Raw genomic sequence first — 22662 nt, 5'->3', positions numbered from 1 at the left:
TAAGGTTATCTCCAATGAGCAATTAACTTGCAATTTGGGATACCAAAAAACAAAAGTGTAGATTTCCCAGTTGAAGAGGCAAACAAAAGCGTGGGTCAGTATCAACCTGCTCAGCTAAAGCGCTACAATCCAGAAGCGATCGCTCGTCACTATCGTTACCGCCCCTGGCTGGCATGGGGACGCTTGCTGAGAATTATCTGGTCTTTTGCTGGATTCATTTTGAGTCTAAAGTGGGATGAGTGGCAAAATCAAGTAGAGCAGAATCGGGGAAAACGAGCTACCCAGTTGCGAGAACTACTTACTAGCCTAGGCCCCACTTTTATTAAAGTTGGTCAAGCCCTCTCTACCCGGCCTGACTTGATCCGCAAAGATTTCTTAGAAGAGTTGGTGAAATTACAAGACCAACTACCACCCTTCGATAATGCGATCGCATACGCAATTATCGAAAAAGAACTCGACTGTCCTATCTCCGCTGTTTACAGCGAATTATCGCCATCGCCGGTAGCTGCGGCTAGTTTAGGTCAAGTTTACCGTGGTCGCTTGATGAGCGGTGAAGAAGTAGCGGTGAAGGTACAACGCCCCAACCTCCGGCCAACTCTCACCCTAGACCTGCATTTGATGCGGTGGGCTGCGGCTTGGCTGGCACCTTGGCTACCGCTGAATCTTGGCCATGATTTAACCTTAATTGTGGACGAGTTCGGCACAAAGTTATTTGAAGAAATTGACTACATTAACGAAGGTCGCAACGCCGAAAAATTTGCGAAGAATTTCCGTAACGACCCCCAAGTGAAAGTCCCAGCAATTTACTGGCGTTACACTAGCAATCATGTTTTAACGCTGGAATGGATTAACGGCTTCAAACTCACAGATACAAAAAGTATTCGCGCCGTTGGGTTAGATCCAGAAGCGATGATTCAAATTGGTGTCACCTCTGGTTTACGCCAACTGTTAGAATTCGGTTTCTTCCACGCTGACCCCCACCCTGGTAATTTATTTGCTATGCCTGATGGTCGTATGGCTTACATCGACTTTGGCATGATGGATCAGTTAGAAGAAACTACCAAAGAAACTTTGGTAGATGCCTTAGTCCATCTGGTTAACAAAGACTATCTCGACTTAGCAGCCGATTTTGTCAATTTGGGTTTTCTCACTCCCGATACGAATATTTGCCCGATTGTACCAGCATTAGAAGCAGTATTAGGCGATGCTATTGGTAAGAATGTTGAGGATTTTAACTTCAAAACAGTTACCGATGAATTTTCTGAATTGATGTACGAATATCCATTCCGAGTTCCTGCCAAGTTTGCGCTAATTATTCGGTCGTTGGTCACACAAGAAGGAATTGCCCTTAGCCTCAACCGGAATTTTAAAATTTTAGAGGTTGGTTATCCTTATGTTGCCCGACGCTTACTCACAGGCGAGTCTCCTGAATTACGGCGAAGGTTGCTGAATGTCTTGTTTAAAGATGGGAAATTCCAGTGGCAGCGGTTGGAAAATTTAATTGCGATCGCCCGCACCGATGATAACTTTGATGTATTACCTACAGCCCAAATGGGTTTGCAATTCTTACTATCCGAAGAAGGTAAATTTCTGCGGCGACAGTTAGTATTAGCTTTGACCGAAGATGACCGTCTGCATACCGAAGAAGTGCAACGCCTGTGGGATCTAGTCAAAGATGACATCAAGCCTAATCGTTTATTAGATGTGGCGATCGGTTTGTTAACAGATTTTTCTAGAGAAGGAGTAGGCGCAATTTTACCAAAAGCTACAGCCTTTGTGAATTTAGGAAATTCTGCATCAGGTGTAATGCGCTAAAAATTCAACTTTTGGTCTTAGGTCAGGAGGTACTTTTACCTCCTACTTTTTGAGTAGCACATTATTACAAAAAACAAATTTTTCTAGATTTTAAGATACTTCGGAGTTTATATGTACTACTTCCCGCAACAACCACCTTATTTTCTTCTAGCTGTTGGGTTATTTATCGCTGTAACCTCTGGCTTTGGTTTATCTGGTACGCTCAAAGTTATTGTGCAGAAATGGGGCAAAGATAGCACAGAAAAAGCTGAACCTAGTTTTGATTCTAGACAGTTAGTAGTGCCATTTTTAGGCATAACTTTTGGCGTTAGTCTATTTCTCTATTCAGGTTTTGCAATCTTTGGTTTTCCTCCCTCACTCGCTTTGGCAGTTGCTTTACCGCTCGGTCTTTTAACTTGCTTGCTGGTGTGGTTGCAGTTGGGTAGTATGCTGAGTTTTGCCAAAAATAAAGGAATGCAAGCCCTCGACTTAGATTCTTGGTCTTAGACAAACTAAAACTGACAAATCCCATTATTCAATTAACTGCTCACCGCAACTGAAATCATCTGCTCAAAATCAGATAGATAATAAGCTAAAGGGGCAGTTTTTTTACAAAAATTTCTAATACTTCAATAGGTACTTGTGATACATTTGAATACTGATACAGTTCAATTAAAACACACGATATATAGTCTCACTATTGCATTACAGCGTAGCCGATTAAGAAACGCTGTCAAACAAGCAGATTCATAGCAAACCCAAAAAGATTTAGTAAAGTTGGTTATCCAGCAGAAAGCACTACCAAATACACTTATGTCCCTCACTCAAGTCACTTTGGTCACTACTTTACTATATGCCTACTTACTTAAATCAAGATTTTTGCTTTTGCACTCTTGCTTTTCAAGCTAAGTATCGTAACTTAGCAAAAGAACTCGCCGAAACTCTAGAAAAATATTCTTCAGGAACTACATTAGTAATTGGGACAGATCAACCTGAAGCTTTTCAAAACTCTCCCAATGTATTTGCTTTCAAATTGCACCAAACAGGAATTCTGTATTGCTATCATGACAAGCGATTTGTCATCCAAGAAGCTTTAAAACATTTTCCCACAGCTATACAAATTGATGCAGATACAAAAATTGTTGGTGATGTATCTCAAGAAATTCCGCAGACAGAGGGTCTAGCAGCGGGACATATAGAAGATATAGTAGAACACGTACAGAAATATAATCCTGAAAGATTGATATATCTTCGTAAAATAGCTGCCAAGCTAGATTTATCTTTAGATAATGTTAGCTATGTCGGAGAATCTTTATTTGCTGTTACCGCACATAGCAAAAAATCTGAAGCATTTATTAAATATTGGGATGCCATAGCGCGTTATTTAGAAATACATGGAATTCATTCTGGTGAAGGTAACGCTATTGGTATGGCAGCGGCTAAAGCTGGATTAAAAGTATATAATCCCCTCTGGCTAGGTAAGATTAATTCTGTCAGAAAACATCTTGATGCTTCTGATCGTAAATCTGAACGCACCCAATGGGAAGTACTGCAAAGAAAATTGGCTTATCATTACCGCTTAAACAAAGCCAGAATTATTTCTCTGAAAGACTTTGATTTTTTCTATAGTTAAATCTTTTTGAGGCTTGGGAAGTAGAAGTTAATTCAATAAGACTGTCATTTTAATGAATAATTACAAATTAGCAGCACACACAGCCGGATTAAGTAATGGACTATGAGGTGTCACAGTTGCTGCTTGGGCAACTAAAGTTACGTTACCTTTACCATCTGTCAGCCAGCCTTGAGCGGGAATAATTTGAGTTTCCTTATTAACAGCATCTAATTTTTGAATATCTACCCGATAGGGCTGATTACTAGTGCTATTTTCACTCTCACCATCAAGAGTAATCCAATTTACTAAGACTGAATCATCCATGAATGGATCTGTGGGACTGGGTATAATTCCGCCTCTACCTGTGGAGATGAGAGAACCTTTTTTGAATTTACCCCCTGGTTTACAATTTGCGGCAATTTGACGCGAAGCATCAAACGGTTCTGCGGGGAGTTCGAGTAAACCGCGACTGGGATCAACATCGGGTGTGTTAATTTGGACAGTACCGTTTAATGAAGGGTTTTGTTGCGAAAAGGCGGTAATGTCGCTAGTTGGTAGTCTGCCAGGGTTTAGTTGTCTAGAATCTTCAGTACCTAAGAGTTGTACTAAGTCAGTACGACTCCGTTGAACAAATCCAAATATATTATTGGCATTGATGATAATCCGACCACCAGCACCAGAAAAAGCATTGGCTGTAATGTCATTATTGCCTTGGGGAGTAGCAACAATAAAACCATTAGGTGCATTGATAGTGATGTTTCCACCGTTTCCGGGAGCATTGGCTGTACCTGCATTAGTGGATATTTGACTATTGCGGCGTAATAATAATACATCTTGCACCTGCAACGTAATATCCCCACCTCCACCACCTTGACTATTAGAGGTGATTTGTCCTTTCTCATCCAGCAGAATAGAGCCAGCATTTATATTTATTTCACCTGCTCTACCTAGTTCATTGACATTTCCTTGATATTTAGTATCAGGTGGAAGTCTTGGAATTCGACTAGTAACAGCTATACCGCCATCTCTGATCAATAATTTTGCTGTATTAACTGTTACTGTACCTGCGGCTCCAGGGCCTCTAGTTCTGGCAGACAAATTGCTAGGAAAACCTACTGCTAAGATACCAGTTATCTCCACGGAATCAGACGCATTTATTGTGATATTTCCTCCGTTACCTCTAGCTGGTATGAAGGTCGAAGTTGAAGAATTTACATTACCACCAGAGCCAGCTGAAATTTCTGCGCCGTTTTGTAGGCGCAATCTACTAGTGTTAACTGTAATATTACCCGCATGACCATCACCAGCAGTATCACTCACCAATGCAGTGGCTATAGAACGATTCGCAACTGGCTCAAAAACCCCACCAATTAACTCCACTGAATCAGAAGCATTGACATTCAAATTTCCCCCATCCCCCTTGTTGAAAGTAGAAACACGAATTTGTGCGCCATCCCGAAGAATTAAGTTCTTAGCGTTAATTGTTAAGTCTTGGCCGTCTCTCATACCTAGAGTTTGACTTGTAACAATTGCATAGCGGCTAATTAGTTCGACAATGTTACCTTGTACTGTAATTCTGCCACCGCCATCTACACCACTAGCATCTAGGACAGAACCCACCGCAGTGCTACCAACTACTCGTTGAACTAGTCGAATATTTTGAAAATTATTGACATTTTCATATCCCAAGACCCAACCCTGGCTTATAGGCTTGAGAGTAACTAGACTATTAGGCACAACACTTCCTAATTCAATATTTCCCGACTTCGCTGTTATATTTCCTCCATCTAAGAATAAATCACCGCCCACTAGTGCTAATGTTTTACCTGATTGCACCTGTAAGCCAACAGGTTGATGAATCACATTAGTTGCACCATTGGGACTTGCTTGAGATAGATTGCGGATAGGAGCTGCGATCGCTGTGAATTGTAAACCGATGGGAATACTTACAGATAATAGAGATGAAACTTGTGTATCTGTGGCACTAAATGTCTTGCCATCAGCAAAGTTAATCCTACTAGCTGTACTTGCCAGAAAAGAACCACCAATATTTAATGTAGCTTGAGACCCAAACACAATTCCGTTGGGGTTAATCAAAAACAGGTTAGCTGTACCTCCAGCCTGGAGAGTACCATCAATTTCAGAAATAGAATTACCTGTTACGCGGCTGATAATGTTTTGAATAGCAGCAGTATTTTGAAAACTAGCTGTAGTGTTAGCAGGGACAGAAAAATTCAAAAAACTATGGAAGAGGTTATCACCGACGCGAGTACCCCCTGTAATTATTGTAGTATTGTTCTGGGTTGTGACTTGAGAATTGGTGGGCAATGTCCCATCCTGCATGATTTGGGCAGAAGTTGAGTTAGCAGAAAAAGCTATAACACTACCTATTGCACTGCCTAAAATTCTTGACAACCAATGAAGATTGCTCATATCTCCACACAACTCACTGAACAATTGTGATTGTACTTTTAAAATGCAAGCATCTGTTGAATAATTGACAAAATTCGTTTGTTATGTTTCTTGTCAACGTTTATTTTTACTGCTATTGTGCAACTTTATTTGTAGAGAAAAGAGTTTTATCAAAAAGTACTAAATTTATGAAAAAAAAGCGGTATTGTCCCTATTTAAATAGGGACAATACCGCTTTTTTTGATTGAGAAAACTTTTATTTTTTTGTCGTAACTTATTATTAATAGTAAAAGAAAGTTTACTCCATTCTAATATTTACTACAGAAAAATGTTTCTCAATCTTCTTTTTTGCTTTGTATAAGCAAGATGCAGTGTATTTTTAAGGAAAACCACAGCTATACCATTGTCCATTTTGGTAATAACACTGTAATTTAACCTTTGGCGGGGTAATACTAGGCAAAATTCCTTGATTTTCTTGGCTAGACTTAACTTGACTTAAGTCGATTAAGAACTGTAATTGAAATGATTCTAAATCTGACAGACCATATTTTTCTAATAATTGAACTAGTTTATCATGATTTAGACTACTGTATATTTCTTTGGACAAATCAGCGTATAACTCTGGTAATATTTGCGAATCAAGAACTGTTGGTTCTGTTTCTTGGGATTGCATAGATTTTGGTTGGCCTTTTAATGTATTAGACAAATGAATTTAGCTGTTTAGCATTGCTGAGTTACAAGTCACGAGCTTGAGGTGTGAACTTTTTCTCTCTATTGATCAATTCAGAGTGACTCCGAAGAATTACGCATTGCTTAACAAAACTTCATATTCTCCTCTATGAAATTATGCAAAAAGTGTAGGTGGTATTTGCCCACCTACAACAATCTAGTTATTAACAGGATCGCCAAAATTAAGCTTGTCGATATGCTCCTGGTTGCCCATCTTGGACAACGAAGGAAGCTAGGGTGCTGATAGAAGCAGTGGGGTCAACAATGCTAGAAACTGCCCGATAATCACTTTGCCACTGTTTAGGCGTAACTTGGCAACGGACGTAACCCCGGAATGCACCATCAAAAAACTTGGTGTGGGGATTACTTCTTAATGCAGCTTGCACTGGTGCAATGAATGAGGTGGGAAAGTCGGAGGTAATGGAAGTACCGACGAACTCAGTCGCTACAGTTACGGAAGCGGGATTATTAAAATCAAGCTTGATGTCGTGTACCCAACTGGAATGGATATCGCCTGTAATTACCACAGGGTTAGAAGGTCGGTGATAGTTGAGATAGTTCACAATGCGATTACGTGCGGCTACATAACCATCCCATTGGTCTACATTGAATAATCCAATCTCAGGACGGGCATCAAAATCAAATTGAGCAAACATTGTCTGCTGGGCAATAATATTCCAACGGGCGCGAGATTGGTCTAGCCCCTTGAAGAGCCAGCGTTCTTGCTCTGAGCCTGTCATAGTGGCATTTTCGTCATAGGCTTGCACACAACGGGGTTTGAGTCCATCATTACAAGGTTGGTCTGTGCGATATTGACGAGTATCTAAAACGTGAAACTGCGCTAAGTTGCCATAACTCAAGCGCCGATAAAGCTGGGCATTCGCACCATTAGGAAATGAAGACAAACGCAATGGCATATGTTCGTAGTAGGCTTTGTAGGCGTTGGCGCGACGTTGGGCAAATAGTTCTGGGTTGACGTTATCTTCAGAAATTAAGTTGGCGTAGTTGTTTTCTACTTCGTGGTCGTCCCAGGTGACTATCCAAGGAAAGGCTGCATGAACCGCTTGCAAATTTGGGTCAGTTTTATAAAGGGCGTGGCGATCGCGGTAGTCTTTCAGAGTCATAATTTCTGGGCTATTATGCTGACGCGGCCCGCCTGTTTCTGGCCCGTACTCATAAATGTAATCACCTAAATGTACAACTAATTCAATATCTTCTTCAGCTAGATGGCGGTAGGCGGTGTAAAAGCCATTTTGCCAATCTTGGCAAGACACAAAAGCGTAGTTTAGTTGTTTGATGTAACTATGGAATGCTGGTGCTGTCCGAGTTCGACCGATGGGGCTAAGTTCATTCCCGACGCGGAACTGATACCAATACCAACGGTTAGAGTCTAAACCTTGCACATCAACGTGTACTGAATGGGCTAAATCTGCGATCGCTAAAGTTTTACCACGTCGGACAACTTTTCGCATATTCTCGTCTAGGGCGACTTCCCAGTGTACCACTACGTTTCTTGGTGGCATTCCACCACCATTTAGGGGGTCGGGTGCTAACCTTGTCCATAACACCACACTATCTGGTAATGGGTCGCCAGACGCTACACCCAAGGTAAAGGGATAGCTGGAAAATCTGGATGTTGCTAATGCTGGTTGCCATTGGCTGGTTAATGCTAAACCTGTAAAAAATCCCGCACCCAGTAAAACACTCCGCCGTTTATAACGATTTGATAATAGGCGATCGCAATTGATAAAATCCATATCCACCCTTAAGGAATTTGCCCTATAAATGGGATGAACTTATCAACCGATAATCAAGCACAGATTAAGGAAAAATTAAAAGTGTGAAGTGTGAAACTTGAGTCAGTAGGAACCGCTAGATTAATGCTCAACCAGAAGGAAGCACCTTTATTAGATGCACTCAAAGCTTGTACAATCAAGCCTCACGCCCCGTTTTACACTCCTGGACATAAGCGGGGTCAAGGAATATCGCCAGTATTGGCTGATTTACTGGGCGAAAAGTTATTTCGGGCAGATTTAACGGAATTAGCTGAGTTAGATAGTTTGTCTTCTCCCCAAGGTGTAATTCAAGCCGCCCAAGCATTAGCAGCAGCAGCGTTTGGTGCTTCACAAACATGGTTTCTTATTAATGGTTCTACCTGTGGGATTGAGGCAGCAATTCTCGCTACCTGTGGTACAGGCGATAAAATTATTTTGCCGCGCAATGTGCATTCTTCAGCGATCGCTGGTTTAATTCTTTCTGGGGCGATACCAATTTTTATCAATCCCGAATATGACTCAGTTTTTAATATTGCTCACAGCATCACACCAAATACATTAGAAGCTGTTCTAAAACAGCATCCTGATACTAAAGCAGTGTTGACAGTTTATCCGACATATTACGGTGTCTGCGGAGATTTAAGTGCGATCGCCCATATTACCCATCAATATAATATTCCTTTATTAGTAGATGAAGCCCACGGCGCACATTTCGCTTTTCATACTGAATTACCTACCCCAGCCTTAGCCGCAGGTGCAGATTTAACTGTGCAGTCAATTCATAAAGTACTTGGTGCGATGACACAAGCATCGATGTTACATATTCAAGGTGAGAGAATAGATAGCGATTGCATCAGTAAAGCTCTGCAACTTGTTCAGTCTACCAGTCCGAGTTACATACTTTTAGCTTCGTTAGATGCCGCACGTCAACAAATGGCGCTGAATGGTGAACAACTTATGTCGCGGACTTTGCAACTTGCAGATATAGCCAGAAACCAAATCAACCAAATCCCCGATTTAGCAATTTTGTCACCACAATTATCACCCGGCTTTCGGGAATTAGATAGAACTCGGTTAACAATTAACGTCAGTAATTTGGGTTTAACTGGATTTGAGGCAGAGGAAATTTTAGATGAAAAACTAGGTGTGACTGCGGAATTTTCTTCCTTACATAATTTGACTTTTATTATTAGTTTGGGAAACAGCATCAACGATATTCAGCAATTAATTCAAGCTTGTCAAATTCTTGCCGAAAAGTATCACCGTCACAGAGTTGTGAACAAGATTCCACTTGAGCAGAATTTTGCCGAGTATACTGTGCAGATATCACCCCGAACGGCGTTTTTTGCTGCTCATGAAACCTTACCAATAGAACAAACAAGCGATCGCATTTGTGCCGAAATTGTCTGTCCCTATCCTCCCGGAATCCCCGTTTTAATGCCAGGAGAAGTGATTACCACAGCAGCTTTAATATATCTGCAACAAATTCAAGCAATGGGTGGGATAATTAGTGGATGTGCAGATTCAAGTATGCAAACTTTAAAAGTTGTGAAAAATTAGGGTGTTGCCAGATAAAAAGGGGTGGAAATGCCAGAACATGATCGCCTATTCAAAGAATTACTTTCGACTTTCTTCATTGAGTTTCTGGAGTTATTTTTACCAGACATTGCCAGTACAATAGATCCCAACTCCATCCGTTTTCTACCCCAGGAATACTTTGCTGACCTCACCGCAGGAGAAGATAAAGTAATTGACTTGCTGGTAGAAGTGCGACAAGCAGGAGAAGAAGTTGGATTTTTAGTACATATCGAAACCCAATCTTATGCCGAGCAAGAATTCAGCCGTCGAATGTTTTTCTACTTTGCCCGACTGTATCAGAAATATTTGCAGCGTGTTTATCCGATTGTGGTGTTCTCCTTTGATCAACCATACCGAGAAGAACCTCATAACCACATAGTTGAGTTTCCCAACTTGAAGGTATTAGAATTCAACTTCACAGCGATTCAACTCAATCGACTTAACTGGCGTGATTATCTCAATCAACCCAATCCGGTAGCAGCGGCCTTAATGGCAAAAATGCAGATTGCACCATCAGACCGACCGAAAGTCAAAGTCGAATGTTTGCGACTTTTGGCAACCTTAAAGCTAGATCCCGCCCGCACACGCTTAATTTCTGGGTTCGTGGATACCTATTTACAGTTAAACCAGCAAGAAGAGCAGGTGTTTCAAGAGGAGATTGATAGACTGGAAATGAATAACCAGGAGGACGTGATGGAAATTGTCACCAGTTGGATGAGACAAGGCATTGAACAAGGCATTGAACAAGGCATTGAACAAGGCATTGAACAAGGAGCCGAGAGAGAAGCCCGATCGCTCGTTCTGCGATTATTAAGCCGCAAGGTGGGAGAATTGCCGGAGGAAGTGCGATCGCAAATTGCTATTTTATCTCTACCTCAACTGGAAGCTTTAGGAGAAGCCTTGTTAGATTTTTCCCATTTGTCTAATTTAACTGATTGGCTCAAACAAAACAGATCAATGCAGTAATAGCCAAGTATTTAAGACATCCTTGTTAACTCTGTCCCCTGTAACCTATCCCCTATCACCTATTTTTGAAAAAAACTGTAGCTACTGCGGATGATTTGGGAATACTCAACGAGAGTGGGTGTGAGGATCAGCAAGTGGTAGAAGAACGGGCGTATTGGTTAGCTTGGGCGCAAATTTCGGGAATTGGCCCAGTTTTATTACAACGATTACAACAGTATTTTGGCAGTTTATCTACCGCTTGGGAAGCTAGTAAGGCGGAATTGGGAGAAGTGGAAGGTTTTGGTTTGCAAACCTTGACGAAGGTAATCAAAATGCGATCGCAGTTACATCCAGAACAGTTACTGAACCAACACCAACAAGAAAACCCCCATTTCTGGACACCAGCCGATGCAGACTATCCCCGCTTGCTATTAGAAACACCCAGTCCGCCACCAGTTTTGTACTATCGGGGTGAAGTTGATTTACAAGAAAATCTTGGACAAAAACCGATGGTGGGAATTGTCGGAACTCGCCAACCTTCTGATTATGGGATTCGTTGGACTCGCCAAATTAGCACAGCTTTAGCGCAAAATGGCTTCACTGTTGTTTCGGGGATGGCGGAGGGAATTGATACCGAAAGTCATAGCGCCACAATCAAAGCTGGAGGACGCACCCTCGCAGTTTTAGGAACAGGTGTAGATGTCATTTATCCCCACAAAAATCGAGATTTGTACAAGCAGATTTTAGGCGCAGGTTTAGTTTTGAGTGAATATCCTGCCAAAACCCCACCTGATCGCGCCCATTTCCCCCGACGCAATCGAATTATTGCTGGCTTAAGTCGAGCAATTTTGGTGATGGAAGCACCTTTAAAATCTGGGGCGTTAATTACTGCTACCTACGCCAACGATTTTGGCAGAGATATCTATGCACTACCGGGAAGAGTAGATGATTACCCATCCCAAGGTTGTTTAAAGTTAATCTCCCAAGGCGCTTCCATAATTTTTCGAGAATTAGATGAATTATTAAGTCTATTGGGTGCAGTCCCAAAACTAGATATAGTAACTACTTCCCCAACTACAGAAAAGTTAAATTTGCCGAATTTATCACCGCCCATGCAACAGATAGTTGATGCGATCGCCTGTAATATTTTACCTTTTGATGCGATCGTTCAAACAACAGGCATTCCGGCTAGTGCTGTTTCTGGGCTTTTATTACAACTAGAACTTATGGGTGTAGTCTCCCAACTCCCCGGAATGCGGTATCAGAAAATTTAATTTACTTTTGTCTCACTGTTTAATGATGTAGATGGTTCTGGTGATTTGACTATTCTTCTACCCCAAGGTTTCAGCACGGAAATAGTAATTATGGCCAGTATACATAAAACTTGAATTGCACCACCGATCAGAACACCCTTAATATCAAAAGTGTACAGGGGATTGCTTAAGGCTTGCGATCGCTCTACATCCGAAATACTCGTAGCTGCGTTTAACCAAGGCCCTAGCCAAACTGTCCCGGTACTAATCAAAGTGACTGTCGCCACCCATTTGACAATTACCCAGTAATGTTTGAAAAATCCCCAAATCGTTAGCCAGCAAAGCAATCCGCCTGTGAGTAAAGACAGGTTTGCTGTGGGAATAATCACAAAATCATCTAGGAATTTTAAAGCTGCATTAATTGCATATAGTTCATCACCATTAGTAGTATGAGTATTTTTCAGTGCGATCGCTACCATGCTCAAAGCCGTACCAAACCAAATGCTCCCAGATGCAACATGGGCTGAAAGTAACCAGTTTTTCTGCTTAACGTTGAGCTTGGGCATAAAGTCTCCAGATGTTAACTGCCACAAGCATTAATTTTATATTGAGGCGATCGCAGATTACAACGCTACAAGACAAAGCGGGCAATTGTAAAGAAAAGTTACAAGCAGCGTAATAAGCGGTTAACGCGAAGTATTTAATGACAAACCACAAACATAAATACCACAACTTCTAAATCAAATGAGATTTTGAGAAGTTACATAATTTTATCTGGACAGATGATTATCAATGTGTGTTCTCACGACTGAGAATACCCTCAATTTGTACTGTTATTCAATTACAAACATGACGAATTTACACTTGAGATTTAAACCTGTGTCTTTTAGTTGGGTGGCGCTGCATCCGCAACCTAAAGGCGTAATTCAATTTATTGGTGGGGCTTTTTTTGGGACATTTGTCCCGATGTTTTTTTATCGCCATCTGCTTGAATGTATATTTAAGCAAGGCTATACAATCATTCTCCTGCCATTTAACTTTACTTTTGACCATTATGCAGAGGCGGGTTTTCTCATCAAAGAACAATATAAACTCATCCCAGAATTAGTCAGAATGGCAGAATTATCAGGTTATGAGTACAAAACATATCTAGATGATTCTAACTTTTCCTGGATAGGTCATAGTATTGGTTGTAAATATATTGCCCTCTTAGAAGCATTCAGCGCTTTACCTAAAAAACAAGACCAACTAGAAGCGTTTATTTGGAAAATAGTCAAACAAACTTCTGGTAATTTATCTCCAGAAAAACAAGCAAAAAAAGTCCAAAAAATTGTTAATGATTTAGAAAATCTCATTCGAGATCTGGAAAATCAAAGCTCAAAAGCCAAAAAATTAACTTCCTATTATGTCAATCAAGATACGGCACAAAGCCAAACTGATTTTGATGAATCAAATGTCAAAATTAACAGCATCTTTATTAAAAGCCAAGCATCTCTACTATTAGCACCAGTCAATACTGGTTTAGACAGCGCCATTAAACCCAAAGCTTTAGCAGATTTTATTATCAGACTTGGTTTTAACGTTAAACCAACCCCCGCAGAAACCGAAGCTTTAATCGAAAACAGCAATTTATTTAATTTACTGGGCTTAGTTTATTTTCCTTTAGACAATATCGGCAAATCTACACGGGAGTGGTTCTTTAATCACTTGAAAAAGCCCCCAGAAGATTTTCGAGCCAAACTTAAAGGAGGACATTTACGACCTTTAGGATTACGTCTAGGAAATGTAGTTTTGAATTTTCCCGATACTTTTTCTGTTCCGCCTATTGAATCTGTCAACCAAAGAAATGCAGAATTTGAAGTTTACGTACTTAAATTACTAAATTATCTAGAACAAAAGCGCCAAGATCAAAAGAAAAAATAATGTGTAGATGTAGGGGCGAACGTCACTTCGCCCCTAATATAGTTGAGAGTTATCAAATTTTCTTTGGCAAAATTAATACTGTAGACAAGTCAAAGCAATGATTACTTGCCTACAGTAACTGAATTTTTATCACTATATTATTCAGTCTGGTGATGTTCAATTCTCGGTGGTTCGTTTTTTAGCAGCAAGTCCGCAAAATCGTAGATTGTAACTTGTTGTTGTAGTTCTGTTTCAAGTTTTTGTAATGGTTAGGGTATGATTTGAGGACTACCTAGACCTATCGCTTCTATTAGGTATTCTTCCATCAGTATTACTCCGTAATGGTTTTAGGTATTATTCCCATTCAAAGCCAGTATCCACCACCACAGTATTCCTGAAAAACCCTGAGACTCTTACTCGTATTTCTACTCACCTATTCATTTATATAGCAGTTCCCAATCATACAAGGGATAACTTCTCTAGTCTCTAGCCTCTGACTGCCAGTAAATGTACCTCACTAAAACGAGGAATACTATATCAGTACTACTCGCCGCTGCTTCTTCTTGGAAATAACTTGACCAAGATACTCACCTGCACCAATTCCAAACATTCCAGCACTCACTCCATACATTGTGTCTCGTCCAAATATTTGAACTCCGAAATAGCCTATGGATATTGCTGCTAATGTGCCTATGGTACTTGCGATAATAGTTTGATTTCGGCGCATAAATTTTTCTAACCTTTTAATTGTGATGAAATGTTACTATTGTCTATATGGGCAAACTTCTCCTATTATTCATCATAATTAAAACCAGTATTCAATCAAGCACTGCCCAATACTCGTAAAATACTCATGAATTTGTATCTTGGCACCAGCTAGTTTATAGCAATTAAAGTCAGGCAATGCTGAAAAGTTCGTTAAAACCTGATTTTTATGTTGTGGACATTACCCATTCTACTGCTATACCCCTAAATCCCAAGCTGCTTGAGAGTGAAATCAACCTTGATACTCCATATCATTAGCTTCAGAGTAACGCTGCATAAAGCGCATAAAGCGTTCCCAATGATTATCTTGTTCAATTTCAAATTGACATTCTACCCGTTGTAACTCATCGCCTTCATCACCACCAAAAATAAAGCGAGTTGAGGAAGGAATGACACTAATTTCACCTTCTTCATCAGTCAATAGTAAGGAATTTAAAGATGGTTTTGTAAAACTATTAAATCCGTCCAAAGCTTGTAATTTATTAAAAGTCATAGCGACGATACGTTTATCTGAAACTTTGCCACGTCGCAAACTAACATTACTGAGTTCTTCAAAAATACCTGCAAAAAACTGAATTGAGGGTGGAGTAGATGTCATGAGTAATCCAAATTGAGAAATTATCTTGGGGGGTAATATTGCGATTGTGGATTAATAACGGGTGATTGATAACCACTCATGGGTATGTTGTTAGGTGGTACAACAGGATTAATTATCGGTTGTTGATAACCACTCATAGGCATCACACCAGTTGTATTATTAGGTACGGGAGAACTAATGCCTGGGGACGGATAATTAGTTATTGGGATATTGTTATTTATGGTATTAGGTGAAGTACTTTGACTGAGATTGTCATAAGTAGTCCGAGAAATTGAACTGATTAATTTTTCGGCGCGGGGGTCATTATTGGGACGTTTGACCATCACAGAAATGATGTATCGCTTGCCATTGGGAATATCAACTAAACCCGTATCTGCCAGCATTGTGCCAATATCGCCTGTTTTGTGGTAAATTCTTGCGCCTGCGCCTAAACCAGATGGGAGTAGATTATCTCTTTCTGTACGACGCATAATATCAAGCATGATATCGCGCGATCGCAGACTCACAAAGTTTCCTTGATTCACCATCGCCATCAAATTCCCCAATTCTCTGGGACTGGTGATGTTTGTTCCTTGTAAATCTGGCAGTTTATTTTTAATAATTGTTGTTGTGAATCCCCAACTGCGAAAACGCTGATTTAATGCGTCTATGCCTCCCAGCCGAGCAATCAGCATATTTGTAGCTGTATTGTCGCTGATGGTAATCATTTTGGTGGCAACTTCCAAGGCACTGTACTGTGTCCCGACTGGTTTAAATTGGAAATTTCCAGAACCACCGGCTACCATATCTTGTTGCATGGTCAGCATTTCATCCAGACGGATTTTACCTGCATCAACATCTTGGAAAAACGCTACCAAAATTGGTACTTTAATGGTACTGGCGGCGGGAAAACCTACAGATGCATTGATATCTACATAACCGCCATTATCTAAATCTACCAAGAAAATGCCAGGGGTGAGGTCTGGGGTGGTTGCGGCTAAATTTTGGACAGTATTTTTGAGTGAGGTAATTTCTTGAGAGAGATATAAACCTGAAGTGGGAATTGTGGGATTAGGAGTGCTTTGTGGCTGAACTTGACCAGAATTATTGGCGTTAGACGATACGGAAGAATTTGAATTGATGCGATTAGCTGGGTCTAAAACTGACAATATTGTACCAACGATCGCACCCATGCCAACTCCTACGATCAACAACCGCAGGATATATAACATCGTTCTGGCCATTGGCTTTAACCGCGTCTTTTTCGACACTCTTCTGGTTACTTTGGTTTGTGGCGGTTTTTGCACCCGCACTGTTTTTACCTTGACAGTGCCGGTTTGGGAGGGAGGTACATTAACTGGTTTCCTGGGGATAGGTTTAACAGCCGTTGGCATAACTAGCCCTTGTTTTGGCCGAGGAACGCCACCGATAGCAATTGCACTAGGCGCAAGCATCGGTTCTCTGACCAGAGGACGTTGCTTTGTTTGCGGAACGGGAACTTTCGCTTTTTTTGGTTCCACTTTTGGAGCTTTGCGCGATCGCTGGCGGCCATTTACGGGTTGTCGCCGCGAGAAAGCTCTTAGTTTGTCACTTGATTCTGTCACTGCTACTCCTTGTGACTCACTCGAATTTTTTCTTGCAGACTCCCGGCCTAAAACTGACTGTTCATACAGCTTGGTGCTGAAATCAAGTTTTACTACTTACTCAGTAGTGTGTTTAGTTTAAGCCATATTATCTATTTTGGGGGAGGTTGCGTATATATTAATCGATACATCATAGGTTTTCATCATCATTACGATTATTTAGCGCCCATTCTACTTGGCGAAAAATCCCCCGCAACATAGCTACTTCATTGGTGGTCAGTCGGGCGCGATTATATAGCTGCCGAAATTTTTCCATCCGACTAGCTGCTGTATGGGGATATATATAACCAATGTCTAACAGCAGTGATTCTAATTGTTGGTAGTATGCTTCCACAAGCTCTAAAGGTGCTAATTCTGTCTTTTGGATAGTCTGAGGTTGCCGGATTTCTCCGTGTTGTGCCAGTTCATAACAACAAATCCCGACAGCACTCGCTAAATTTAAAGACGGATAAATCTCACTGCTAGGAATGCAAACAAATCGTTGGGCATAATTTAATTCTTCATTACTTAATCCGCGGTCTTCTCTGCCAAAAATGAGGGCAGAGGGTTTTTCTGGTTCTTCTAGTAACCACGGTAAGGCGCTGCGGGGTGCTTCCAGAGGTGTTCCCCAATCACGCACACGCGCAGTTGTAGCGATCGCTCTGACACATCCTTGCAATGCTTCTGGCAAAGTTGCCACCACTACCGCAGATTCTAAAATGTCTTTGGCATGGACTGCCATTTTCATTGCTTCTGGCGATCGCCGGTCACATTGGGGGTTAACTAATATCAGGTTGTACAAACCAAAATTTTTCATCACGCGGGCGATCGCACCCACATTCATTGGGCCAGCTGGTTCTACCAACACAATTCTGACCCCAGTTAATCCCATTGTTTATCTCCTGTGTGTTTTACTTTGTGCATTTTACATAATTCGTAATTAAAACCTACATAAAAAAGCATAGAGGTATGAGGATAATATTTTTCTCATACCCCTAATGAAAGTTTTTCTGAGCGTTTTTACTTAAGCAATCATTTATCCTGCAATTTTGGAAGAACGCAACTGACACTGACGGCGACGCAGATAAGCTAAACCAACTCCGCCTAACAGTGTACCGCCCATTGTTATCGGTTCTGGTACAGGTTCAGTAGTAGACCTAGGAGTTAGCAAGAAAGCTCGTGCCTGATTTTGATAAATTCCTCTACCAATAATCTGCCCTTGAGTATTAATAGCTGTTGCGTCCAATAGTCGCCAATTTAAACTTGGCTCAATTAAAGTGTTGAGGTCAAGTGTACCTGTGCTGCTTGCTGCTCCAGAAGAAAGCAGGTGCTGGAGCTTGGGCGACATAAGAGTAAGATTGTCCGACTACTTGACCGAGATTATTTATACCTCTGGCGAGAGTATATTCGTAGCCAGGGATAGGGTCAATGGCTATGATACTACCGTTACTACTCCGCACAAAGGAAATAAAGGCATCATCTGTACCAAGGTCTTCACCATTGGGGCCAGTACCGATATATGTAGATATTCCCACTACCTGACCAACATCATTAATATCAGCTAAGTCAGTACCATCAGAATTGGGGAGACCATTAATTTCGGTAATACTACCATCACTGCTCCGTAAAAAGTTGAAATAATAGCCACTTTCAGAATAAGCAACTACTAACGTCTGACCAAGATTATTGATAGCAATAGGAGCATTAGAAGTTTCATTTGGAATAAAATTACCAAACTCTGTAACCCCTGTCTCTGGATTCCACAAAAAGGTTCTGCCTGCTCCGTTCACCGCAGACTTTGAACCCACCACTTGTCCCGCATTATTGATATCGTTAACATTTATGTTTCCAAAGAAATTAAGTAAATTACCAAAGTCTCTAACGCCAGTCTCGCGGCTCCACACGAAAGCGCGGATATTAACTTCATTTGGTTTGATGAGTCCTAATCTGCCGATATTTCCTACTACTTGACCAGAATTATTGATTGCTTCAGCTGCACTATAATTCAAGTACGCACCTGGAATGATCCCAAGGTCGGTAATACGATTTTCTTGGCTCCAAAAAAAGGAACGTGTGGGTGAAAAACCCCCATTACCGCCAGTCCTACCTACTACTTGACCAGCATCATTAATATCATTGGGAATAGTATAAAGTTGGTCTGGAAGAGTGCCAAGGTCAGTAATATCATAAACAATTGCTGCCGTTGCAGAAACGTTTATCCCAAGTGTCATCAGCACACTAGTACTACTGATAACTGCTAGATTTTGCATTTTTGTTTTTAAGTTACTCATCTTTAACATGCAATTTGCTCCTCGTTAAATGTCAACTCGCAGGGCAAAACTTAGCTATCAAAAAGTTGCATTTATCTTTTTTTTTGATTTTTATCTGTCAATAAGTTAAATGCAAAGTTTGCAACTATGTGAATTATAAAATTGAGTATTTTTCTACTGATTAAAATATTTAGTTTTCATGAAAATCACATAAAGGCAATACAAAAACTTCATACTTTTCAACCACAACAGTTCGTTTTATAACGACATAGTTCGCGGTCATAACGACACAAATTTGTGGAGTAGCGCAACACACAATCACACTTCACTAAAGTTTAATAGGTATAATTAAGCGATCGCCTGTGATTTTGCTCAACGGAGAGGTATAACTTTAAGTTTTGTTAAATTAATAACCTTTAATACGCATCTTCAAAATCATGCAGTATAAATTAGCAGGGCTAAAAGTAAGCTAGAAGTAAGCAAAAATTAAAACTCATTGTTTTCAGGAGTATTTTTGCGATCGCTGCCTATTGTCTGAAATAATATGTAGGAGATACCAAAAAAATGCAAAGTTTTGTTAAAAGAACTGTGATGCTTTCCACAACTGCGGCGATCGCAATTCTATTTACAGGCTGCGGTGAAAGCAAAGTAGCTCAATGCAATAAAATTATCAAAGTTGCTAATCAGGCAGTCACATTGAGTCAAGAATTCAGCAAAAATCCGCAACGAGAAAAAGGCTCTAAAGCATTAACAGAAGTAGCAGGCAAAATAGATACTTTTGCTAGTGAAATGAAAGGTTTAGAAATTAAAGACGAAAAATTGCAAGGCTTTCAGGGGCGATTTATCAAGTTATATCAGGATACAAGTAAGGGTTTACGCGATACCGCTGCTGCTATAGATAAAAAAAATCTCAAAGCAGCAAATGCTTCTTTAACATCTTTGAAAAAGAGTAGTGGTGAAGAAGGTGCAATAGTGGGTGAAATTAATACCTATTGCTCTGGTAAATAAAATTTTATATAGAGCAGAATATAGCGGTTATTGTGGAATGTTCAGGAAAATAATTGAGGAAGTTGTCTTTCTCCCACGGGAATGAAAATCGCTATATTATGCTTATTTTATAGGAATATGCACTTACAAAAGATACAGAATTGACAGCAAAATTCATCCACACCAAGACTGTCAACCCTGTTCCCTACTTTCTTTAATAAGAGCCTAATATAGGCAATACCTTTTTCTTGAAAATCTCAATTAAAGTTGGTTCCATATATTCAAATTCATCGGGTATATCTAAGCAGATAATTTTCTTATTTTTTAGAAAGGGTTGAAAATTTTTGCTCAACTTTCTTTTATGGGACTGTTCCATGACAAAAATGATATCAGCCCATTCAATAGCTTCTGTGGAAACTGTTACTACTGCATAGTGGTCTAACCCTGCCGAGTCAGTTTCAAGTCCTTCATATTCAGCGAAAACTACCTCAGCCGTAGGACTACGCAATCTATTTTGACTACAGATAAATAGCAGTTTCTTCATTAATTAATTTTCTCATATTTTGCCTAGCTCTTGTTCTATTTAGGACTTACTCACAGTTTAGGGAAAATCGTAGACACGCCAGCGGCTTCCTGTAGGGTACCGCAGGGAAGCCAGTGCGTTGTGGAAGTTCCCTGCGTTGTAGCAACTTCTAAAACTCAAATAATATTTTCGGTTTTAATAGTATCACTTGCTTTTAATAACGAATTAACATCGGGTCATAAATTTGGCACTCTTGAACACCATACTTGCTCAGAATTAAACTAGATGTATCAAGCTCATTATCTGTACCACTAACGATCAGTATGTAATTGCCTTGCTCAATTTGCTCATTGTAAAAGCGCGCCCACTCATCTGCCATTCCTAGCCTCATGGCATCAAAGCGATCGCTTAAAGTAACATCAGTTGAGCCAAGCAATTGAGAAAAGTCTTGGCAAATTAAGGAAATCTGACTGGCTGGAAAACCTGCGACACGTATATCGTGAATCGCCGCTTCAACATTACTTATGTTATTAAAGTAACTAACTCCATACTTGGTCATGATCCCACTTTTATTAGCAGTTGTTGTATTCAAATAATTTGTAGTTTCAATCTCACTGCTAAGATGCTCATAAATACCAAACTCTTCAATACCCCAACGCTTGAGAATAGCTTCTATTTGAGCAATTTCTAAAGATGTGCAATCGACGATGATTAAATAATTTCCACCCTCTACTCGCTCGTTATATGCTCTAGCTTGCTCCTCCGACATTCCCCAACCAACTAATGCACCCGCAAAAGTCCCAGTTGCAGCACCCAGACTTACTCCAGCAAGGGTTGTAACAAAAGCAGTTGCGGCTGCTCCCGCCAGCATGATTGGCCCAACACCAGGGATTGCTAAAGTCCCCAATCCTACCAATAAACCAGTCAAACCACCAACAGCACCCCCTGAAAGCCCTCCTACTGTTGCACCTTCGTCAGCTATATCATACGTATATTCTTGAATTTCCTGAGCAGCAGTCTCATGATTGCGGTCTGCATTCTGTACAACGACAGAGACTTTATCCATCGCCAAACCAAAATCTCTCAATTCATAGAGTGCCTGTTCTGCATTTCGACGATCAGTAAATACGCCTACGGCACGTTGATTTCGAGTTAAAACCATGATGACTCCTTGTTCGCAGAGAAAGTTAATTACCTGCAAATTTAGTATTTCAGTAGTTGTAATCTTAAATACAAGTTGGTTTAATTGAAAATCATCTTAAGTCATAAAATAAATTCAGTAGACTAATACTTTTGCCAAATCTGAGAGGCAAGGTAGCTAAGACATCAATTCACGCTCCTAAGTTGGTAAAGGTTTTGTTATACAACAATTGATAGGTGGCTTTATGGCAACTGTTGACCACTCTTCTTTCTTATTGAAGATGTTTGCAATATTAGGTTGTGGGTTGATGGCTGGGGTTTTCTTCGCTTTCTCATCCTTTGTAATGAATGCTTTGTCCCGGATTCAGCCGACACAGGGTATCACTGCTATGCAGTCAATCAATATTGCAGTGATTAATCCATTATTTATGACGGTATTTTTAGGAACAGGTGCGGTTTGTATTTTTATTTTAGTTTCCTTACTGTTCAGGTGGCATCAACCGAGTGCTATCTATTTGATTGTTGGTAGTTTACTCTATCTTGTCGGTACAATAGGCGTGACAATTGTATTTAATGTTCCCCTAAACGAATCTCTAGCCCTCGTTAAGCCAGATAGTCCTGAAGGCGTGAAGCTATGGGCCAGCTATTTGAGTGACTGGACATTCTGGAATCACATTCGAGCAGCAGCAGCATTAGCCGCATCAGCAATACTTACGATCGCACTCCGCTATTAAATTAGCCGATTATACAAAGATAATCAGGCTGTTTGACTCGCAGT

At 40.5% G+C, this 22662-nt stretch carries 21 protein-coding genes; 9 read left to right on the top strand and 12 right to left on the bottom strand.

The annotated features are described in order from the left end of the window. Nucleotides 1–90: 90 nt before the first annotated feature. From IQ244_RS05250 to IQ244_RS05240, 3 genes are all read left to right on the top strand, one after another. Nucleotides 91–1815: an ABC1 kinase family protein gene (locus tag IQ244_RS05250; RefSeq protein ID WP_193890507.1), complete on the top strand. Its 1725-nt coding sequence runs from the start codon at nt 91–93 to the stop codon at nt 1813–1815. A gap of 111 nt (nt 1816–1926) precedes the next feature. After that, on the top strand, nt 1927–2301 hold the full coding sequence (locus IQ244_RS05245; RefSeq protein WP_193890505.1) for a hypothetical protein: 375 nt from the start codon (nt 1927–1929) through the stop codon (nt 2299–2301). Nucleotides 2302–2647: 346 nt separating this feature from the next. Then, the gene (locus IQ244_RS05240) at nt 2648–3427 is read left to right on the top strand and encodes a hypothetical protein (RefSeq protein WP_193890503.1); all 780 of its coding nucleotides are present in this window, start codon (nt 2648–2650) and stop codon (nt 3425–3427) included. Between the two features lie 60 nt (nt 3428–3487). On the opposite strand, the gene IQ244_RS05235 is transcribed toward IQ244_RS05240, so the two are convergent. The 3 genes from IQ244_RS05235 to IQ244_RS05225 all read right to left on the bottom strand — a co-directional run bounded on the left by IQ244_RS05235 (nt 3488) and on the right by IQ244_RS05225 (nt 8304). Next, entirely contained in the window at nt 3488–5839 is a 2352-nt protein-coding gene (locus IQ244_RS05235) for a filamentous hemagglutinin N-terminal domain-containing protein (protein WP_193890501.1), read from the bottom strand. A 358-nt stretch (nt 5840–6197) separates the two neighbouring features. Beyond that, the gene (locus IQ244_RS05230; protein ID WP_193890499.1) at nt 6198–6491 is read right to left on the bottom strand and encodes a hypothetical protein; all 294 of its coding nucleotides are present in this window, start codon (nt 6489–6491) and stop codon (nt 6198–6200) included. Nucleotides 6492–6729: 238 nt separating this feature from the next. Then, entirely contained in the window at nt 6730–8304 is a 1575-nt protein-coding gene (locus IQ244_RS05225) for an alkaline phosphatase D family protein (RefSeq protein WP_193890497.1), read from the bottom strand. A 123-nt stretch (nt 8305–8427) separates the two neighbouring features. Here IQ244_RS05225 and IQ244_RS05220 point away from each other — a divergent pair, with 123 nt between their 5' ends. The 3 genes from IQ244_RS05220 to dprA all read left to right on the top strand — a co-directional run bounded on the left by IQ244_RS05220 (nt 8428) and on the right by dprA (nt 12119). Beyond that, on the top strand, nt 8428–9882 hold the full coding sequence (locus tag IQ244_RS05220) for an aminotransferase class I/II-fold pyridoxal phosphate-dependent enzyme (protein WP_193890872.1): 1455 nt from the start codon (nt 8428–8430) through the stop codon (nt 9880–9882). A gap of 27 nt (nt 9883–9909) precedes the next feature. Beyond that, nucleotides 9910–10866 (top strand): DUF4351 domain-containing protein, encoded by a 957-nt coding sequence (locus IQ244_RS05215; protein ID WP_193890495.1) that lies wholly within the window; start codon nt 9910–9912, stop codon nt 10864–10866. 134 nt (nt 10867–11000) lie between these two features. Further along, nucleotides 11001–12119 (top strand): DNA-processing protein DprA, encoded by a 1119-nt coding sequence (dprA, locus tag IQ244_RS05210; RefSeq protein ID WP_193890870.1) that lies wholly within the window; start codon nt 11001–11003, stop codon nt 12117–12119. On the opposite strand, the gene IQ244_RS05205 is transcribed toward dprA, so the two are convergent. After that, on the bottom strand, nt 12116–12664 hold the full coding sequence (locus IQ244_RS05205; RefSeq protein ID WP_193890493.1) for a hypothetical protein: 549 nt from the start codon (nt 12662–12664) through the stop codon (nt 12116–12118). The genes dprA and IQ244_RS05205 overlap by 4 nt on opposite strands. Nucleotides 12665–12947: 283 nt before the next feature. Here IQ244_RS05205 and IQ244_RS05200 point away from each other — a divergent pair, with 283 nt between their 5' ends. Further along, complete coding sequence (locus tag IQ244_RS05200; protein WP_193890491.1) at nt 12948–14021, top strand: DUF1350 family protein; 1074 nt, start codon at nt 12948–12950, stop codon at nt 14019–14021. 511 nt (nt 14022–14532) lie between these two features. On the opposite strand, the gene IQ244_RS05195 is transcribed toward IQ244_RS05200, so the two are convergent. From IQ244_RS05195 to IQ244_RS05170, 6 genes are all read right to left on the bottom strand, one after another. Next, the gene (locus IQ244_RS05195) at nt 14533–14727 is read right to left on the bottom strand and encodes a hypothetical protein (RefSeq protein WP_193890489.1); all 195 of its coding nucleotides are present in this window, start codon (nt 14725–14727) and stop codon (nt 14533–14535) included. Nucleotides 14728–14997: 270 nt separating this feature from the next. Further along, nucleotides 14998–15363 (bottom strand): photosystem II reaction center protein Psb28, encoded by a 366-nt coding sequence (gene psb28, locus IQ244_RS05190; protein WP_193890487.1) that lies wholly within the window; start codon nt 15361–15363, stop codon nt 14998–15000. A gap of 20 nt (nt 15364–15383) precedes the next feature. After that, nucleotides 15384–16946 carry a serine hydrolase gene (locus tag IQ244_RS05185; RefSeq protein WP_193890485.1) on the bottom strand — a complete coding sequence of 521 codons (1563 nt, stop codon included), beginning with the start codon at nt 16944–16946 and terminating at the stop codon, nt 15384–15386. A 169-nt stretch (nt 16947–17115) separates the two neighbouring features. Next, complete coding sequence (locus IQ244_RS05180) at nt 17116–17856, bottom strand: RNA methyltransferase (RefSeq protein WP_193890483.1); 741 nt, start codon at nt 17854–17856, stop codon at nt 17116–17118. Between the two features lie 144 nt (nt 17857–18000). After that, entirely contained in the window at nt 18001–18312 is a 312-nt protein-coding gene (locus IQ244_RS05175) for a PEP-CTERM sorting domain-containing protein (RefSeq protein ID WP_193890481.1), read from the bottom strand. Further along, nucleotides 18251–19255: a hypothetical protein gene (locus tag IQ244_RS05170; RefSeq protein ID WP_193890479.1), complete on the bottom strand. Its 1005-nt coding sequence runs from the start codon at nt 19253–19255 to the stop codon at nt 18251–18253. The genes IQ244_RS05175 and IQ244_RS05170 overlap by 62 nt, the downstream gene beginning before the upstream one ends. Nucleotides 19256–19798: 543 nt before the next feature. Here IQ244_RS05170 and IQ244_RS05165 point away from each other — a divergent pair. Beyond that, nucleotides 19799–20242: a hypothetical protein gene (locus tag IQ244_RS05165; RefSeq protein ID WP_193890477.1), complete on the top strand. Its 444-nt coding sequence runs from the start codon at nt 19799–19801 to the stop codon at nt 20240–20242. Between the two features lie 193 nt (nt 20243–20435). Here the strand turns inward: IQ244_RS05165 and IQ244_RS05160 are convergent, their stop codons facing one another. Both IQ244_RS05160 and IQ244_RS05155 read right to left on the bottom strand, forming a co-directional pair. Continuing rightward, entirely contained in the window at nt 20436–20765 is a 330-nt protein-coding gene (locus tag IQ244_RS05160) for a low molecular weight protein tyrosine phosphatase family protein (protein ID WP_193890475.1), read from the bottom strand. Nucleotides 20766–20958: 193 nt separating this feature from the next. Beyond that, nucleotides 20959–21906 carry a hypothetical protein gene (locus IQ244_RS05155; RefSeq protein ID WP_193890473.1) on the bottom strand — a complete coding sequence of 316 codons (948 nt, stop codon included), beginning with the start codon at nt 21904–21906 and terminating at the stop codon, nt 20959–20961. Between the two features lie 223 nt (nt 21907–22129). On the opposite strand from IQ244_RS05155, the gene IQ244_RS05150 reads away from it, so the two are divergent. Beyond that, a complete protein-coding gene (locus IQ244_RS05150) occupies nt 22130–22618 on the top strand; it encodes a DUF1772 domain-containing protein (RefSeq protein ID WP_193890471.1) in 489 nt (162 codons plus the stop codon). The last annotated feature ends 44 nt before the right edge of the window (nt 22619–22662 follow it).

Source organism: Nostoc sp. LEGE 06077, assembly GCF_015207705.1.
GTDB lineage: Bacteria > Cyanobacteriota > Cyanobacteriia > Cyanobacteriales > Nostocaceae > Nostoc_B.
Note: the sequence above shows the minus strand (reverse complement) of the source record. Positions and strands in the feature narration are given on the sequence as shown.

Excerpts from the sequence above, each read along its gene's own strand:
- IQ244_RS05155 (WP_193890473.1), bottom strand. The coding sequence starts at position 21,906 with ATGGTTTTAACTCGAAATCAACGTGCCGTAGGCGTATTTACTGATCGT.
- IQ244_RS05170 (WP_193890479.1), bottom strand. The coding sequence starts at position 19,255 with ATGAGTAACTTAAAAACAAAAATGCAAAATCTAGCAGTTATCAGTAGT.
- IQ244_RS05215 (WP_193890495.1), top strand. The coding sequence starts at position 9,910 with ATGCCAGAACATGATCGCCTATTCAAAGAATTACTTTCGACTTTCTTC.
- IQ244_RS05160 (WP_193890475.1), bottom strand. The coding sequence starts at position 20,765 with ATGAAGAAACTGCTATTTATCTGTAGTCAAAATAGATTGCGTAGTCCT.
- IQ244_RS05200 (WP_193890491.1), top strand. The coding sequence starts at position 12,948 with ATGACGAATTTACACTTGAGATTTAAACCTGTGTCTTTTAGTTGGGTG.
- IQ244_RS05235 (WP_193890501.1), bottom strand. The coding sequence starts at position 5,839 with ATGAGCAATCTTCATTGGTTGTCAAGAATTTTAGGCAGTGCAATAGGT.
- IQ244_RS05240 (WP_193890503.1), top strand. The coding sequence starts at position 2,648 with ATGCCTACTTACTTAAATCAAGATTTTTGCTTTTGCACTCTTGCTTTT.
- IQ244_RS05195 (WP_193890489.1), bottom strand. The coding sequence starts at position 14,727 with ATGCGCCGAAATCAAACTATTATCGCAAGTACCATAGGCACATTAGCA.
- IQ244_RS05205 (WP_193890493.1), bottom strand. The coding sequence starts at position 12,664 with ATGCCCAAGCTCAACGTTAAGCAGAAAAACTGGTTACTTTCAGCCCAT.
- psb28 (WP_193890487.1), bottom strand. The coding sequence starts at position 15,363 with ATGACATCTACTCCACCCTCAATTCAGTTTTTTGCAGGTATTTTTGAA.
- IQ244_RS05175 (WP_193890481.1), bottom strand. The coding sequence starts at position 18,312 with ATGTCGCCCAAGCTCCAGCACCTGCTTTCTTCTGGAGCAGCAAGCAGC.
- IQ244_RS05150 (WP_193890471.1), top strand. The coding sequence starts at position 22,130 with ATGGCAACTGTTGACCACTCTTCTTTCTTATTGAAGATGTTTGCAATA.
- IQ244_RS05165 (WP_193890477.1), top strand. The coding sequence starts at position 19,799 with ATGCAAAGTTTTGTTAAAAGAACTGTGATGCTTTCCACAACTGCGGCG.
- IQ244_RS05220 (WP_193890872.1), top strand. The coding sequence starts at position 8,428 with ATGCTCAACCAGAAGGAAGCACCTTTATTAGATGCACTCAAAGCTTGT.
- IQ244_RS05180 (WP_193890483.1), bottom strand. The coding sequence starts at position 17,856 with ATGGGATTAACTGGGGTCAGAATTGTGTTGGTAGAACCAGCTGGCCCA.
- IQ244_RS05230 (WP_193890499.1), bottom strand. The coding sequence starts at position 6,491 with ATGCAATCCCAAGAAACAGAACCAACAGTTCTTGATTCGCAAATATTA.
- IQ244_RS05245 (WP_193890505.1), top strand. The coding sequence starts at position 1,927 with ATGTACTACTTCCCGCAACAACCACCTTATTTTCTTCTAGCTGTTGGG.
- IQ244_RS05225 (WP_193890497.1), bottom strand. The coding sequence starts at position 8,304 with ATGGATTTTATCAATTGCGATCGCCTATTATCAAATCGTTATAAACGG.